The organism is Marispirochaeta aestuarii, from assembly GCF_002087085.1.
Lineage (GTDB): Bacteria > Spirochaetota > Spirochaetia > JC444 > Marispirochaetaceae > Marispirochaeta > Marispirochaeta aestuarii.
In genome coordinates, this window is record NZ_MWQY01000014.1 from 1 (window position 1) to 15,831 (window position 15,831).

General features: G+C 50.8%; 19 protein-coding genes and 1 tRNA gene. 13 read left to right on the top strand and 7 right to left on the bottom strand.

Going from position 1 to position 15,831, the window contains the following annotated elements:
- A tRNA-Leu gene (locus tag B4O97_RS12880) sits at window positions 1-86 on the bottom strand.
- A 78-nt stretch (window positions 87-164) separates the two neighbouring features.
- Here B4O97_RS12880 and B4O97_RS12885 point away from each other — a divergent pair.
- Window positions 165-974 carry a TatD family hydrolase gene (locus tag B4O97_RS12885; protein ID WP_083051405.1) on the top strand — a complete coding sequence of 270 codons (810 nt, stop codon included), beginning with the start codon at window positions 165-167 and terminating at the stop codon, window positions 972-974.
- Here B4O97_RS12885 and B4O97_RS12890 read toward each other — a convergent pair.
- The 4 genes from B4O97_RS12890 to B4O97_RS12905 form a co-directional block, all read right to left on the bottom strand.
- Window positions 955-2,172, bottom strand: a complete 1,218-nt coding sequence (locus B4O97_RS12890; RefSeq protein ID WP_158084287.1) for an OmpA family protein — start codon at window positions 2,170-2,172, stop codon at window positions 955-957. The genes B4O97_RS12885 and B4O97_RS12890 overlap by 20 nt on opposite strands.
- A gap of 31 nt (window positions 2,173-2,203) precedes the next feature.
- Window positions 2,204-2,767 carry a flagellar filament outer layer protein FlaA gene (locus B4O97_RS12895; RefSeq protein ID WP_083051409.1) on the bottom strand — a complete coding sequence of 188 codons (564 nt, stop codon included), beginning with the start codon at window positions 2,765-2,767 and terminating at the stop codon, window positions 2,204-2,206.
- Between the two features lie 40 nt (window positions 2,768-2,807).
- Entirely contained in the window at window positions 2,808-3,542 is a 735-nt protein-coding gene (locus B4O97_RS12900; protein ID WP_083051411.1) for a flagellar filament outer layer protein FlaA, read from the bottom strand.
- Window positions 3,543-3,691: 149 nt separating this feature from the next.
- Window positions 3,692-4,477: a hypothetical protein gene (locus B4O97_RS12905; RefSeq protein ID WP_143305695.1), complete on the bottom strand. Its 786-nt coding sequence runs from the start codon at window positions 4,475-4,477 to the stop codon at window positions 3,692-3,694.
- Between the two features lie 122 nt (window positions 4,478-4,599).
- Between B4O97_RS12905 and B4O97_RS12910 the strand changes: the two genes are divergently transcribed.
- A complete protein-coding gene (locus tag B4O97_RS12910; protein WP_083051414.1) occupies window positions 4,600-5,592 on the top strand; it encodes a class II fructose-bisphosphate aldolase in 993 nt (330 codons plus the stop codon).
- A gap of 226 nt (window positions 5,593-5,818) precedes the next feature.
- Here the strand turns inward: B4O97_RS12910 and B4O97_RS12915 are convergent, their stop codons facing one another.
- Both B4O97_RS12915 and B4O97_RS12920 read right to left on the bottom strand, forming a co-directional pair.
- A complete protein-coding gene (locus tag B4O97_RS12915; RefSeq protein ID WP_083051415.1) occupies window positions 5,819-6,277 on the bottom strand; it encodes a hypothetical protein in 459 nt (152 codons plus the stop codon).
- Between the two features lie 231 nt (window positions 6,278-6,508).
- Window positions 6,509-6,919, bottom strand: a complete 411-nt coding sequence (locus tag B4O97_RS12920; protein ID WP_083051417.1) for a ferritin family protein — start codon at window positions 6,917-6,919, stop codon at window positions 6,509-6,511.
- 240 nt (window positions 6,920-7,159) lie between these two features.
- Here B4O97_RS12920 and infC point away from each other — a divergent pair, with 240 nt between their 5' ends.
- From infC to fliD, 11 genes are all read left to right on the top strand, one after another.
- Window positions 7,160-7,750, top strand: a complete 591-nt coding sequence (gene infC / locus B4O97_RS12925; protein WP_083051419.1) for a translation initiation factor IF-3 — start codon at window positions 7,160-7,162, stop codon at window positions 7,748-7,750.
- A complete protein-coding gene (gene rpmI, locus B4O97_RS12930) occupies window positions 7,728-7,925 on the top strand; it encodes a 50S ribosomal protein L35 (protein WP_083051420.1) in 198 nt (65 codons plus the stop codon). Before infC ends, rpmI begins: the two co-directional genes overlap by 23 nt.
- Window positions 7,926-7,944: 19 nt before the next feature.
- On the top strand, window positions 7,945-8,304 hold the full coding sequence (rplT, locus tag B4O97_RS12935) for a 50S ribosomal protein L20 (protein WP_083051422.1): 360 nt from the start codon (window positions 7,945-7,947) through the stop codon (window positions 8,302-8,304).
- 6 nt (window positions 8,305-8,310) lie between these two features.
- Window positions 8,311-8,706 (top strand): cell division protein ZapB, encoded by a 396-nt coding sequence (gene zapB, locus B4O97_RS12940; RefSeq protein WP_083051424.1) that lies wholly within the window; start codon window positions 8,311-8,313, stop codon window positions 8,704-8,706.
- Window positions 8,707-8,727: 21 nt separating this feature from the next.
- Window positions 8,728-9,018: a cell division protein ZapA gene (gene zapA / locus B4O97_RS12945; RefSeq protein ID WP_083051425.1), complete on the top strand. Its 291-nt coding sequence runs from the start codon at window positions 8,728-8,730 to the stop codon at window positions 9,016-9,018.
- A gap of 104 nt (window positions 9,019-9,122) precedes the next feature.
- Window positions 9,123-9,944 (top strand): PilZ domain-containing protein, encoded by an 822-nt coding sequence (locus tag B4O97_RS12950; protein WP_083051427.1) that lies wholly within the window; start codon window positions 9,123-9,125, stop codon window positions 9,942-9,944.
- 2 nt (window positions 9,945-9,946) lie between these two features.
- Complete coding sequence (locus B4O97_RS12955; RefSeq protein WP_083051428.1) at window positions 9,947-11,038, top strand: tetratricopeptide repeat protein; 1,092 nt, start codon at window positions 9,947-9,949, stop codon at window positions 11,036-11,038.
- A 232-nt stretch (window positions 11,039-11,270) separates the two neighbouring features.
- Window positions 11,271-12,131 (top strand): flagellin N-terminal helical domain-containing protein, encoded by an 861-nt coding sequence (locus tag B4O97_RS12960; RefSeq protein WP_083051574.1) that lies wholly within the window; start codon window positions 11,271-11,273, stop codon window positions 12,129-12,131.
- A gap of 247 nt (window positions 12,132-12,378) precedes the next feature.
- The gene (locus B4O97_RS12965) at window positions 12,379-13,227 is read left to right on the top strand and encodes a flagellin N-terminal helical domain-containing protein (RefSeq protein WP_083051430.1); all 849 of its coding nucleotides are present in this window, start codon (window positions 12,379-12,381) and stop codon (window positions 13,225-13,227) included.
- Between the two features lie 189 nt (window positions 13,228-13,416).
- Window positions 13,417-13,779, top strand: a complete 363-nt coding sequence (locus B4O97_RS12970) for a flagellar protein FlaG (protein ID WP_083051431.1) — start codon at window positions 13,417-13,419, stop codon at window positions 13,777-13,779.
- Window positions 13,780-13,809: 30 nt separating this feature from the next.
- On the top strand, window positions 13,810-15,822 hold the full coding sequence (fliD, locus tag B4O97_RS12975; protein ID WP_083051433.1) for a flagellar filament capping protein FliD: 2,013 nt from the start codon (window positions 13,810-13,812) through the stop codon (window positions 15,820-15,822).
- Window positions 15,823-15,831: the final 9 nt, after the last annotated feature.

Consider the following 15,831-nt stretch of genomic DNA (forward strand, 5'->3'; position numbering starts at 1 on the left):
GCCGGAGACCGGACTTGAACCGGTACGGGCTTATTAAGCCCGGGGGATTTTAAGTCCCCGGTGTCTACCAATTTCACCACTCCGGCGTTCTATTTTGCAGAAACGATACTACCCGTCTTGCATCGATCCGTCAAGCGCTGATACCATGCGCTGGTCAATCGCCTATGAAGAAGAAAACCGAAGCACCCGATATCAGCGGATATGTAGATACCCATTTTCATGTACTTCACTCAATCAAAAAAGGTTTGAGCCGGCAGGAGGTTCTTGATTCCTCTTTTGATTCCGGTATGATCTTCGGCATAGATATTGCCACCGGTCCTGAAGATTTCAACGAACGCCTTGCCTTGTCCCGCGAGTATCCGGGTCTTTTTCTCAGCATTGGGTACTACCCCAGCTGGGCTGAATCCGCTCCGGATTCTTTAGAGGAAACTCTTGCCTCCCAGGCCGGCAGAAGCGACAAGATCGTCGCAATCGGAGAGGCCGGCCTGGACTATTACTGGAAATACGGCACCCCGCAAAAGCAGAAGGAGCTTTTCTCCCGGCAAATTTACACTGCAAACCAGCTTAAACTGCCCATCATTGTTCACTGCAGGGACGCACAGGAGGATCTTCTCGAGCTTCTTCAGGAAACAAGGGTCGAACACGGCGGAGTGATTCACTGTTTTTCCGGAGACTACTCCTTCGCTTCGGCCTGTATGGACCTGGGATTTTATATATCCTTTGCCGGGAATCTGACTTACAGAAATGCTCCGGAACTGCGGGATGTTCTAACAAAATTGCCCCTTCACTCCCTTTTGCTTGAAACCGATGCTCCCTATCTTTCACCGGAACCCAGAAGGGGCAGAATAAACAGGCCTTCCAATGTTCGATTCACCTATCAGGCTGCGGCGGACATTCTGGGGCTCGAAACAGAAGAGCTTGTATATACTGTGCGCAGGAATATGGAAAAGCTCTTTAATCTTCCAGGATCATAATCTCGACCCGGCGATTCATGGCACGTCCCTCTTCCGTATCGTTCGATCCGAGCGGTTCGTCGCCCCCCACACCCCGGTAGAGAAAACGTTCCGGAGCGATCCCTTCCTCTGCAAGAAGGCCGACAACTGCTTGTGCCCGTTGAATGGATAAATCGTACTGACTATCCCTGCTTCCGACATCCGCTGTGTGACCCGTTACCATGAAGGTTCTATCGGGTATCCGCCGTAATGCATTTGCCAGGGATTTCAGTTTTCCCATCTCGCCCGGGAGGAGTTGCGGCGAATCCGGATAGAACTGAAGATTCTTCAGGGTAATTGAGACGCCCTCGTCCCGCTCTTCAATACTTACGTCGTCAAGCTGTTCATCCTGTACAAGGCGGCCCAGATCATCCTTAAGAGCCTTCCGGTCCATACGTGGAAAATCCTCGAGCCAGGTAAGAATAAAACCTTCCCGTTGAACATTGCTGCCGTCCGCATAGCGGTAGTGTTCCTCCACTACATCACGCATAAAAAGGGCGGAGCCGTGATCCACGGGAATATAGATATCAACGATATGACGTCCCTGAAGACTGAGGAGCTCCCGGTCGCCGTAAGGATCCTCTCCCCTTTTATATCGAAGGGCGTATTGAGCACGAACAATGTGGGCATCATTACCATTGTACTCACCCGATCCCAGATACTCATATTCGCACAGGAAGGGTATCCGCGTTGCCTCCCGTCGCAGTGGATTCACCACACGAAGCCCGTAGGATTGCCATTTTTCTCCCTTCGCCACAGGCTCTGCAGGAAAACGGGGAAAATCCCGAAGGAGCGGATAATCAGTATCCGAGGCGACACGCATTTCTCCGGCGGTGGAAAATGAGAGTGTGACGGCCACCACATCATCGATTTGACGGGCCACATGACGCTGATCCCGGGTCATGGACTGAAGAACGTAGAAATTTCCGCTGTATTCCGACGTTTTTCCGCTTTCAAGAAACAGGGTTCCCCGAACCTCATTATGTACAAAACCCCTGTATTTTCCGTCAACCCGCTGACGCATATTCTCCTTCTCGACGATGCTGTAGCGCGGTTTGACTGCGGGATCAAAGGCATCGGTAAGGCTGATCTGGGAATGGAGAAGCAGGGGGAAAAGAAAGGGGAGAATTAATAAAAAAATCCCCCGCATATAACGGGGGACAATTCGGCAATTTATCATGACGTCTATACAGAATGCCGGGTGATATGCATCACCAGCTGTCCTGCATATCATCTACATCGCGGCTCTCTTCGGAATAGAGGTCCGTAACAGCCCGCATGTCATCAAAATAGATGTAGTAGTCGCCGTAGGTATCCACGGGATCACAGAGGATCTTGAATCCGTCTACCCGGATACCCATTCTGTTTGCATGGTGATAGTCCCGCTGAATAATATGGGGAGGAATAGCGACTGTCATCTTCTTCCAGCCGGTGAAGTTCAGACTGCCCATGGTTATTTCCGCACGGTTGCCAAAATAATCACTGATCAGAAGCTTCAGGGTATGGCGGTTGTTACGCCCCACAACCCATACTGAAATGGTCTTTGTGATTCCTTCAATTGCCATGGGCCGGGCCGGAGTTACCAGGAACTCATGAAACCCTCGTTTGAAGTATTCAACCTTCACACCGAGAACGTACTTGTCCACTTCGCTCTGGGAAATACCGATCTCTTCTTCCTCAGGAATGGGCTCCTTGTCCAGGGGACCTCCGGGAAGCCGCCGGATGCTTACACAGCAAACTCCTGAGCTGCCAGGGAAGTCACGGCAAGCAGACATACAATCAGCAGTAAACTCTTCTTAACAAGCTTCATAACTTCTATTCCTCTTCCTCGGGCCAGATCTGAGAGCGCGTTTCCGGGCGTACAAACTCGTCGCCATCAAAGCGGCTCTCAAATACGTCTGTAAGTACCTTTACATGATCCATGTAAAAGTCAAAACCCGCCACGTTTTCATCCGGTTCGGTGCGGAGCACAAACTTGATCAGTTTGAGGTTCCGGTAGTTGGGAATGTATACCTGGCTCTGGGGAATGTACGTGGGAATACTGATCCGCAGGTTCTGCCAGCCGGTATAGTTCAGGCTGCCCATGGGCAGAACGTAAACATATCCCCTGTAATCCTCAACATGAACCTCAAAGGTAAACTTGTACTGGGATCCCCAGGCCCATAAATCCAGCTCTTTCACCCTTCCCGGAAGGGAGATTTTCGCCGGTACCAGACCGTCGGGGCCCTCTTCCACGGGGAAAATCTCCAGGTAGTTGAATCCCTTGCGGTCAAAGGCCGCCTGCATTCCAAGCACCTGGTGCCCCTGACCGTCCCCGGCTCTGCCGTACAGGGCAAAGGGAAAGCCGTCAACAAGCTTGTACTTGGGATAATCCTCAGCGATAAATTTGCTCCCCTGAACATACCATTCGTAGGCAGAATCCTCACCATCGAAGGTTTCCACAACATCGGATACAATATTCTCAGTGGCTTTATCGGCAAATAGAGAGACCGGTATGGTCAGGATGAACAATAAAAGGCAAACAAAGAATAAACGGAAACCGCGTTTCATTCTTAACTCCTTTATGTAATAGAAAAACTCACAGGTCCGTCAGCAAGTTGAATTATATTTCTATCAAAATACTTTGTCAAACCTTTTTCCCTTTTTAGGGAAAAAGGGTAATTACTGATAAAATCTGTAATTACCCCCGTCGGACAAGCTTATTGACTTACACGGTCTGAAACCAGAAACCAGGGAGCTGCCTCCTGGCTTCCCTCGAGCAGAGACCTGTACACCCTTCCCCAGTCTACAGCAAGGGTCCAGGACCTGATATTTCCCCCGGAATCGACGGGACGGTCACTGATAATCATCTTTGGAAGCTTTCCCCTCGAATCAGGAGCCGGGTCCTGTGCGATTCCCGGGCTGTATTCACCCAAAAAAAGAAGAAGTACATCCGTCGCTGCCGCTGTACCAGTCCCGAAATCACGTTGTTTGACCCTTTCCACCGGTACCTGCAGCTCAGAAAAGCGAAAACGCCCATTCTCCAGGGTAAGCTTCCGGGTCATACTGTTCCAGAGGGTCTCGTCGGTGAATCTGATCAGGGTAATATGTACCGCATCGTCTGCAGGAAACTGAGACTCCAGAAGGGTGATAATTGCGTCGGCAGCCCCCCGGGTACTCAACTCCACCGCTCTGATCCCGGCCGGTGTCCGGTGGCCCGGAGGTACAACTGCGTAGACCGATACACCGGGATCCTCCCGGTGCACGCTTTCTGCAAGATCATAATACAGGGGACTGAAAACAAGAGCTTCAGCATTCTTATCCCCGGCGGCTTCCAGAATCTCCAGGGGAGAGGGTTTTTTGGAAAATACCTCGAATACTATCGGCCGGGAGGAAAACTCCTCAATCCCGGCCCCTTCCATCTCTCCGAAACTCGAATCACTGATAAACAGATAGGGTTTCGAACAGGAGAACATAAACAACGTAAAAAGCAGGGATAAAAACATGCCCCGAATCCGCATGCGGACACTCTACGGCTCCGCCTCGTACTGGTCAAGCCCGCCCTTGACATCGACTTTGCCCCTCCCTACAATCATCTGAAAGATTCATTCCATTTAAGGAGCAGAAAATGACTTCATATAAAGATCTGGGGCTCGTAAACTCCAGAGAGATCTTCAAGAAAGCGGTGGCCGGCGGCTACGCCATTCCCGCCTATAACTTTAACAACATGGAGCAGCTGCAGGCGATTATTCAGGCATGTGTGGAAACCAAATCTCCTGTTATTCTTCAGGTATCCTCAGGGGCACGCAAGTACGCCAACTCCACAATGCTCCGCTACATGGCCCAGGGAGCGGTGGAATACGCAAAAGAACTTGGTTACGCCATCCCGATCGTTCTTCACCTGGACCACGGCGACACCTTTGAACTCTGCAAGGACTGTATCGACTCCGGATTCTCTTCGGTAATGATCGACGGCAGCCATCACTCCTTTGAAGAGAACATTGCCCTGACCAAAAAGGTTGTGGAGTATGCCCACGCCCACGATGTAACCGTGGAAGGCGAACTGGGAGTTCTTGCAGGGATCGAAGACGATGTTGTGGCCGAAAAATCCACCTACACCAAACCGGAAGAGGTAATCGAGTTCGTAGAACGTACCGGCGTGGACTCCCTGGCAATCTCCATCGGGACCAGCCACGGCGCGAACAAGTTCACCCCTGAGCAGTGTACCCGTAACGCCGAGGGTGTTCTGGTTCCCCCTCCCCTGCGCTTCGATATTCTGGAAGAGATCGAAAAGCAGCTTCCCGGCTTCCCCATTGTGCTCCACGGCTCATCTTCCGTACCTGTCGACAAGGTAGAGACGATCAACAAATTCGGCGGGGCCATCAAGGATGCTGTGGGAATACCCGAGGAACAGCTGAGAAAAGCCGCCAAGTCAGCGGTCTGCAAAATCAATATCGACTCCGACGGCCGGCTTGCCATGACTGCCGCTGTACGGGAAGTTCTTGCCACTAAACCCGGGGAGTTTGACCCCCGCAAGTATCTCGGACCAGCCAGGGACTCCCTCAAGGATCTTTACATGCACAAAAACAAGGCTGTTTTGGGATCTGCAGGCCACGCCTGAAAACAAAATCACTGAAGAGACACTGTTTCAAAAGCTGCCAGGGAATACCCCCGTGCAGCTTTTTTATTCTGTGGGCACCTCTAAAAACTACTCTTTTCTCCATATCCTGCGTCGTCAAGATTTCCCGCGGTCCTCAACTCTTGTTGCCACAAGAGTTTGCGGGCGCTACAAAATCTTTCCTCCTTGACTATGGAAAAAATACCACGTTTTTAGAGGTGCCCCTGTCTTATATCAGATGCTGCCGGCGGGAAAGAAGAATACTCCCGGTTCCAATCAACAGGAACACAGCCAGGCTCAGTCCCCAGCGAAAGCTGTAGAAGAAGGCGGGAACAAGGGCCATGAGCAGAGATACCGGTATAATCAGTATCACGTAAAAGAGACGCAGGGCTCCCCTGGCCTGCAGATACTGCATCAGAATGAGCACAATGAGCACCAGAAAGAAGAATTCCGTAAGAGGCAAGCCAAAAAGAACGAAGGGATCCTGCACATGAATATACCGGACGCTGTTTATAGCGCCGGTGGGAATAAGGATTCCCATTGAAAAGGGCATCAGGGTCTCCTCGGAGAGGAAGGCGCTGAAAAAGCCGGAACGGAAGAGCAGCATTCCCACCACCGCTGCCAGTCCGAGAGCCAGGTAGGTTCTCAACCCCCATATAAACAGATCGGCGGTGAAGGAAGGTACCATACTTCCGGGAAAGGACAGAATCCACGAGAAGAATAGAAAGAGTAAAAAGGACCATACCCCTGCCGCCAGAGATTTCCACCAGTCCAGCTGATCAGGTAATCCGTTTTCTTTCAGGAGTAGCACAAAAAACGGCAACAGTAATGGAGAGAACAGCATAAACGCGATCATATGGCAAGATAGTAGCAGGAAAAGGTGCTTCGTGCAATCAACTTTGAGAATGTATGAGCGGGGTCAGGTCAGGGATTCCAGCTCAAGGCGGCTTTGAACGAGGCCGGCATGCTTTCGTTCATCCAGCGAGTATTGAGTAAAGAATACCCGGCCCTCCGTCTCCGTTATATTTCCCGCCAAATTTTCAAAGAGGTCAGCCATGGCCTCCTCTCTTCTCATAATATCCTTTAGTCCGGCAATATCGTCCTTCAGGTCCAGAGGTTTCGAAAGGCTCCGTATCCCCTCTTCCATGCTTTCCCGGGTAATCCCCTCGAAGAAATATTCTTCCAGTTCTTCTATTTCCGATTTATGCTCTCGTTCCTGATCAATGATTGTGTCCATAAGGCGCTGCAGGGAAGGTTTTTCGAGGGAGTTCCTGTAACGCAGATATTCGTTCATCGAGACATCTATCAGTCTTAGAATGGTCTCTTTCATACCGGCAGCCCCTTCGCGTTTACTCTAGGACAGATAAAATATATCAAATTTCCCCCAGGATGCAAATATATTCCTTTCAGCTATTTACATTCCATCCAAGAGCTTGCTATGTTAGGTGCTGATGCCCCGTTGGCTCTCATTCGTGGCGTACTTTCCAGTAAGCTGCCGTGGGTGAGTTATTGATTCTTTCCACGAGGGATGGTATAGTTCCATCTCATACCAGATATTTTTGGAGGACTATTGGCTGTTAAAGACCTGCGGATCAATGAACAGATCCGAGTTCGCGAAGTACGATTGATTGATGGCGACGGAGAACAACGCGGAGTGCTGCCGGTTAATGAGGCAATTCAGCTTGCCCAGGATGCCGGACTCGATTTAGTAGAAATCGCCCCGAACGCGAATCCGCCGGTCTGTAAGATCCTGGACTACGGAAAATATAAATTCGATCAGGAAAAGCGAAACCGGGAATCAAAAAAGAAGCAGAAGCTTCTGAAGATGAAAGAAATCCGGATGCAACCCAAGATCGAAAAGCACGACATGGAGTTCAAGGCAAAGCACATTCGGGACTTTCTTGAAGATGGAAATAAGGTAAAGGTCACGATTCGCTTTCGCGGGCGTGAACTGGCCCATACCGAACTTGGACGTGTGGTACTGGAAAAAATTATGGAGCTTTTAGGCGATTCCTTTGTTATCGACCGTCCGCCGGCAATGGAAGGGCGGTTCATGTCGATGATTCTGAACCCGAAGGCATCCAATAAAGCAAAGCAGAAGAAGAGCAAAGAGAGCGATACGAAGGAGGAGACGGCAGATGCCAAAGATGAAGACGCGTAGGGCCGCCGCAAAACGGTACTCCTACACCGGAAGCGGCAAAATCAAGTATAAGAAACAGGGCCTCAGGCATATTCTGACCAAGAAGAGTACGAAACGGAAGCGCAAACTTCGCAAGACTGGAATACTCAGTGAAGCGGAAACGAAGCGGGCCCGTGTGCTCATGCCCTATACCTAAGCAAAGGAGAACCTAAGAAATGCCACGCGCAGTAGACGGAACCAGACGTCACGACAGACGAAAAAAGATACTCAAATCCGCCAAGGGATTTTGGGGTCGACGCAAAAGTAACTTTCGGGCAGCCAAGGATGCCATAGCCAAAGCCGGCGTATATGCCTACAGGGACCGCCGGGCAAAGAAACGGGAATTCCGCAGACTGTGGATTGCCCGTATTTCTGCGGCCTGCAGAGACAGGGGAATAACCTATTCTCGTTTTATCAACGGTCTTTCAAAAGCAGAGGTTGAGATTAACCGTAAAGCCCTTTCGAATATGGCTATTGAAGATCCGAAGGCTTTTGATGCGGTTGTGGAAACGGCAAAATCAGCTCTGGGAGTTTAAACGCGTATGATTACGCTCGAACAGGTCCGCCTGCTTGATCAGAAGGTCAATCAGGCGGTGGAGCTTATTTCGTCCCTGAAATCCGAAAACCGTATGCTCAAGGATAAACTTGAGAGCTATCAGAAAAAAATATCCGAGCTTGAAGTCCTGCTGTCCGGCCTGAAAGAAGACCAGTCGGAAGTCGAGGTAGGCTTTCGAAAGGCCCTGGATACCCTTTCTGCTCTGGAAAAAGCCGGAGAGAACGCAGAAATCGCCCCGGAAGAGGAAAAGAATTTCGAAGCCGATGCAGATTCTGCCGATGAAGACCCTGAACTCGCCGACGAGGCTGAGCTGGACGAGGAAGAATCCCTTGAAGCTGAAACCGGGTCAGAATCTGAAGACGCGGAACTCGATATATTCTAAAAGCCGCAACAGGCACTGATAATGGGAAAGGAACCGCTGATGATCGATATTCTCGGCACGACTCTCAAGGTCAATACCGACGAGGATCCACGGTACCTTTCCCAGCTTATTAATTATCTCCATGAAAAAACCCATGAAGTCCGAAGCTCTACCCAGTTAAACGACCCTTTGAAAATTTCCATTCTTACATCCCTCTTTCTTATTGACGAGCTCTACAAGGAGCGCTCGGGCATTGAAAAAGCCGGAGAGAATGGGGATCTTTCAGTTCTTGCCGAAGGGATGATCAAAAAGCTGGAAGAGAGCCTCGATTAACGGGGCTAAATACCGCTTCTCCAATCTTTATTGTACTCTCCTTGCTTTTCTGCAGGCGCTGTGATTGACAACAGGGACAGGCAAAAGTTACTATCCCTAGCTGTATGGCCTTAATTACAAGTCAGCAGCTTTCGCGCTTCTTTGAAAGATACAACGATGTTAACCTGACCTTCACCAAGGACGTTGTTCGTGCAACAAGACTGCTGCAACGTAATACCCATATAAAGTGCCTTGGCGATCATTGGCCGTGCGTGCTGTATTCCTGTTCAATGAAAGGGGCCAAGGTTATCGCAAGCTTGAGTAAAAGCTTTTATGAAAAGCTGAAAAGCGCCAACAATCTCGTTACCCTGCATCTGGCTTTTGCTCAGGAAGACAAGAGTACTCCTTTGAGTTTTTTCGTTACCAGCAAGATCAATGGTTTTACTCCCTACGATAAATCCAAGCCGAACCTCAATTTTCTCAGCCTTGAATATACCCAGAGGCCTCCGGACGATCTCATCGTCATCCTCGGAACCCTGGCGGAGGCCAATATAAACTCCTCCCAGCGAAGAGAGGAACGCATCGAGATAACCGCCGATACAATCCGAAAACTCGGCCTGAAATCCAAGACGGGCCTGATTTACATTGATGGAATTCCGAGGAAATGCATCATCCGGGACCTCTCCTTCTCCGGCTCAAAACTGATTCTCCCCGGTATAGGGAAATTTCTTCTCAACAAAAACGCCCTGCTTCGTTTTGAGCTGTCCGAACGCAACAAGCAGATAAGTCTTGACGGTTCAGTGGTTCGAACGGAAAATGTGGCCGGACGCAAGGACCTGATTGCGGCTGCCGTCAAGTTTGAAGAACCGAAGGTTCCCTACGAATATAAACTTCTGATCAATGATTATCTCAACACCCTGCGCAGCAAGAAAGGAAACTTCAGCTGATTATGCCTGGAAAGCCCCTTGATTCAGTCTATTTCATTTCCATTCCGGAACAGTTCAGCCTTTCTGTGGGAGATTTTTCCGTCGATCCCGCCATCCTGCTCCCTGTGGAACTGCAGTCGCCTGCGGAGAAGCTGGATGTATCATCCATCAGCTGGGAAATGATCGTCTCCGGTATGTTGAGGGTGATTACATTTTCACCGGAACATGAAAACGCCGATTATTACCGCCGATTTGTTCTGGCGGTAAAACCTGATATTGAATCGGAGCTTGTCAGGGCAGGAATCGAAAAAGCCAGACATCACGATTACGACCTCGCCGAAGAGCTTTTTGCCACCGCTGCTGCGGTCAATCCCGAATCACTGGCCTCCTGGTTCAACCGTGCCCAGGTTTACGAGAGCCGGGCACGGTCGTATCAGCAGCTGGGAAATGACAGCCTTTGCCAGACCTTTCTTGAAAAAACGCGTCTGGCCTATGAGGCGGCTCTGAATATAGAACCCCGTTCCGTACAGGCCCTCAGGTCGGCGGGAGAGTTCTATCTTCGAATCGGAAACCATGAAAAGGCCCTGATCACCTTCAAGGAGCTGGCGGAACAGGAAGACAGCACCGGGGTGAGGGATATCATTGAAGAACTGACTACGCGGAAACGGCTGGATGCAAAGTTTCAGGAGGCCTACGCTGCCATTCTTGATGGCAGAGAGGAAGATGCCATCAGGTTTATCGACAACTTTCTTGCCGAATCCAATGCCACCTGGACCGCATGGTTCCTCCGGGGATGGGCGCTCAGGCGTATGGGTAACTATTCCGAAGCTGAAAAGAACTTTCGAACCGCCCTGGACTTGAGTGAACCCCAGACAGACATACTGAACGAACTGGCCATCTGCACAATGGAAAACGGTAAATTTGATGAAAGTCGCGGCTTTCTTGAAAAGGCACTGGAACTGGAACCCGAAAACGTAAAAATCCTCTCGAATATGGGAATAATCGCCCTGAAGCAGGGTAATCCTTCGGAAAGCGAAAATCATTTCAGACGAGTCCTCGAGATTGACCCGAAGGATCCCATCGCCCTGAATTTCCTGAATTACCTGGATTCATAATTCCCCCCCCCCAAAAAAAGCATAATTTTTTTTTGTTTTCTCTCTAAAGTTTAAGACCCGGGGTACCGAAGGTGTGAGTAAGGTAAAGTAGGCTTTACTGTGGTGCGTCGGGGTACTACTCCCCCTTATTCTGTTTATCGGAATTGCGTATTCAGGGTTTAGCAAAACTTTCCTTAAAAAAGGAAAAAAGGCACGGAGGCCTTTTTCTACCATTCTTTTCATGGAGGAAGAGATGATCATTAATCACAACATGAGTGCGATCTACGCGAACAATCGCCTCAACCAGACGAACCGAACTGTTCAGAACAACATGGAAAAGCTGTCTTCCGGACTGCGGATCAACCGCGCCGGCGACGATGCATCCGGACTGGCGGTATCGGAAAAGATGCGTTCCCAGATCCGCGGTCTGAATCAGGCTGCAGACAACGCTGAGAACGGCATCTCCTTTATCCAGACCACGGAAGGTTACCTGCAGGAATCCCAGGATATACTGCACCGGATGAGGGAACTGGCTGTTCAGTCCGCCAACGGCATCTACTCCGACGAAGACCGCATGCAGATCCAGGTTGAGATTTCCCAGCTCGTCGACGAAATCGACCGAATCGCAAGTCATGCCCAGTTCAACGGTATGAACATGCTGACCGGACGCTTCGCAGCAGACATGGGAGAAAACGTTGTTACAGCCTCCATGTGGTTCCACATCGGCGCCAACATGGATCAGCGGGAACGGGTTTTTATCGGTACCATGACCTCCAACGCCCTGGGTGTTCGGGACATCGGTTCAAACGAAATCATCAGCATGTCCTCTCCGGACAATGCAAACCGGGCCATCGGAACCCTTGATGCGGCACTCAAGAAGATCAACAAACAGCGGGCCGATCTGGGTGCCTACCAGAACCGCCTTGAGCACGCAGTTGTTGGTATTACCGTAGGGGCTGAAAACCTCCAGGCTGCGGAATCCCGCATCCGGGACGTAGACATGGCATCTGAGATGGTTGACTACTCCAAGAACCAGATTCTGGTACAGGCTGGAACCGCAATGCTGGCCCAGGCCAACATGAAGACACAGTCTGTGTTGCAACTTCTGGGATAGAGGGTTATATTAATAAGGTAAAACCGTCAGTTCTTTGAAAAAAACCCTCCGGGTTTAGTATGTTCGGTATGGGGAGTTCTTCCCTCTCCGGGTAAAATCGGGGATGAGGAAGACCTCCCTGTTACGTCGGATGGCATAACGGAGCGAAAGGCGCGCGGAAAGAGAAGCCTTTCGGCTGTCCGATAGTGACATACTTGCTTATAAGAGAGGCAAAGGATGCCTCTCTCAATCGATCCAGGAGGGTTATATGATAATAAATCACAACATGTCAGCCATGTACGCCAACCGGAATCTCGCTGTAAAAGGCAAAGAGTTAAACAGCAACATAGAGAAACTCAGCTCCGGTATGCGTATCAATCGGGCCGGCGACGATGCTTCCGGGCTTGCGGTATCCGAAAAGCTGCGGAGCCAGATTCGTGGACTCAACCAGGCAGAACGCAACATTGAAAACGGCGTGTCCTTTATCCAGACTACTGAGGGTTACCTTCAGGAGACCCAGGATATTCTGCACCGTCTGCGGGAACTGTCTGTACAATCTGCCAACGGTATCTACTCTGATGAGGACCGTATGCAGATCCAGGTTGAAGTCTCTCAGCTGGTTGATGAAATCAACCGGATTGCGAGCCACGCGCAGTTCAACGGCATGAATATGCTGACCGGCGCTTTTGCCCAGGAATCCGACCGGGTCATGCAGTTCCAGGTAGGAGCTAACATGGACCAGAACGAGCGGGTATACATCGGAACAATGACCGCTCAGGCACTCGGTCTGCAAGGCGCTCAGGGAGCGGCAGGAGAGATGATCTCTATTTCCACCCCTGATTCGGCGAACATGGCTATCGGTATGGTAGATAGCGCTCTGAGGACCGTCTCTAAACAGCGGGCCGACCTGGGTGCCTATCAGAACAGGTTTGAAGAAGCCTCTAAAGGCGTCGCTATCGCTGCTGAGAACCTTCAGGCTGCGGAGTCACGGATTCGTGACGTCGACATGGCCACAGAAATGGTTGATTACGCGAAAAACCAGATCCTGACACAGGCTGGTTCGGCGATGCTGGCACAGGCTAACATGAAGACCCAATCTGTTCTTCAGCTTCTTTAGTATTTATCATGCTCCGTTTACTGCAGTTCAAGAGATTTCTGGACGTCATCTCTTGAGGCAAGGGGGTCGGGAAGAAACCGCGCTTCTTCCCTTCTCTCTATTATCATAGTTGTTCCTACTTCATTGTTCTTCATCGACGTGAACTGACATAGAGCCTGGTATTAATGGAGTAATCCAGGGAGAAAAACAATGGACCTTGACATTAACGCAATCAGTCATGGGGGAGCTGTTCAGGGACGCCTGAACGACGCAAAAGCATGGAAGCAAAAGCGTCCGGCAGACACCAGGACTGAACAACCACGAACGATTCCCATGGAAAAGGGCCCGAGTCCTGATGAGGTACAGCGGATGCTCAGGGAAATCGTTAATTTCAGCAACACTTTTAACCGTCGGCTCAAGTTCTCTGTCAACAGGGATCTGAACCAGGTAGTGGTAAAGGTGATTGATCGGGACACCGATAAAGTAATTAAGGAAATCCCTCACGAAGGGCTGCAGCGACTGCATATGCGGCTCAAGGAGGCCATCGGGTTGCTCTTCGACGAGGAGATTTAAAACCAGTCTTTGTAGAGGACGCAACGCCTAATGTCCGACTTCTCGATCCCGGGTGTCTCAAGCAAATATAATACCGACAAAATGATAGAAGATCTCATGAAGCTTGAACGCGTTCCCCTTACCCGGGCCGAGGAGCGCATCGAGACTTTCGAGCTTCAAAAGCGCAACTGGCAGGAGATAAACAGAGGCCTTGCCCGGGTCCAGGACAGTGCAAAAAAGCTCTTTGGCTTTGAAAACCCTTTTATGGAACGCCTGGCCGTTTCCGGCGACGAAAGCATACTCGGAGCAAGCGCTTCCAGAGAGGCTGTTGAAGAGACCAGATCCGTCCTGGTAAAGAAAGTCGCCAGGGCCGACCGGTTTTTATCCGACAGTCTGGACAATGATTTTCGGGTAGCCAAAGGCATCTACGGTTTCAGTATCGGTGACCGGGAATTTTCCTTTTCCTATAACGGCGGAACCCTTGCGGATTTTGCCGCTACCCTGCAGCGGCGTTCCAACGGACTTTTACGCAGTTCCGTTGTAAAGAATACCCCCTCCACACAGGTTCTGATGATAGAAGGAACCCGTACCGGCAGTTCGAATACAATCAGTTTTCTCGAAGATTCCCGGCGTCTTGCCCTGGACGCAGGTATCCTGAAGCAGGCAGCCGCCGGTTCCCGCACCGTCGAACCGACCCCCGAGACGGTAAAGACTCCGGCGGGAGCCGTTTCGGGGTCTGCCGCCATCAGCGAGGGAAAGCTCGTTCTCGAACCTCAGACCCGCAGGGAGCTGCAGTTCAGCCCTCCCATACGGCCCGAAGCAGGCTTTATGCTCGAGTTTACCGTGGAGATTGAAAAGCTCCCCGAAGATGAATATGTCCCTCCCGAGCCGCCCTCCGGACCGGCTTCACCCGATCCGGGCGGGGTAACCCTCGATGATGTGACGGTACGCAACTTTGGAACGAATCCGGCATTGCCTTCATGGTCGCCTCCTCCCCCGCCGGTAAAAACCCTGGACATGAACATTCTGAGTCTCCGGCAGAGCGGAAGCTCGGTCAGGCTCCCTCCCCTTCGGGACCAGGAAGGTACCCAGACTGTCCAGGTTCCCCTGGAACCCGGCAGCGGAAGCATACAGGCCTTGATTGTTGATAATATCAATACCCATCGCAGGGTCAGTGTTTCAGCGGTCCGTTTTTACGATCCCGATTCCCGGGGAGATCTCGAACCGAAGAACCCTGTGGCCACAGCCTCAGATGCAGTTATCGAGGTTGATGGAATCGAGGTAATCCGGGAATCCAACGAGATCGACGATGTGATTCAGGGGGTAACCCTTGATCTTCGACGTCCCGGGGATCAGGCGATCGACCTGGAAATAACCCCGGACAGAAAGACCGCAAAGGATTCCATTATCGAGTTTGTCGGGTACTATAATCAGCTGATAAGCCAGATAAACATCTACACCAGTCGTGACGAGACGGTTGTCAATGAACTTGATTATCTCAGCGACGATGAACGCGAGCAGGCCCTTGAGAAACTCGGGCTTTTTCAGGGAGAAACAAGCCTGACCCAGATGAAAAACCGTCTTCAGCGCATTATGATGGACCCCTACACCACCCGTTCAGGCAGTGAACTTGCCCTGCTGGCACAAATCGGGATTTCAACCAACAGCAGAACAGGAGGAGCATTGCGGGCCTCAAGGCTCCGGGGATATCTGGAAATAGATGAAGCCGCCCTGGACAAGGCACTTGAATCCCGGCTGGAAAGCGTAAAAGACCTCTTCGGCTACGATTCCGACGGAGACCTGATTGTCGACCAGGGTGCAGCGGTCTCCATCGATAACTATATCCGGCCCTATGTCCAGACCGGAGGCATAATTGCCTATAAAACCTCGGCCATCGATGGTCAGATCGACAGAACCAACCGCGAAATCGTCAATCTTGAACGCAGCCTGGAACGGAAAGAGCAGCAGTTACGCCGTGAGTATGGTATGATGGAAGGAGCATTACAGCAGCTTGAAGACAATTCCAGATCTCTGGAGAGCTTTAACAACCGTAATCAGGATTAAAATCCGTAT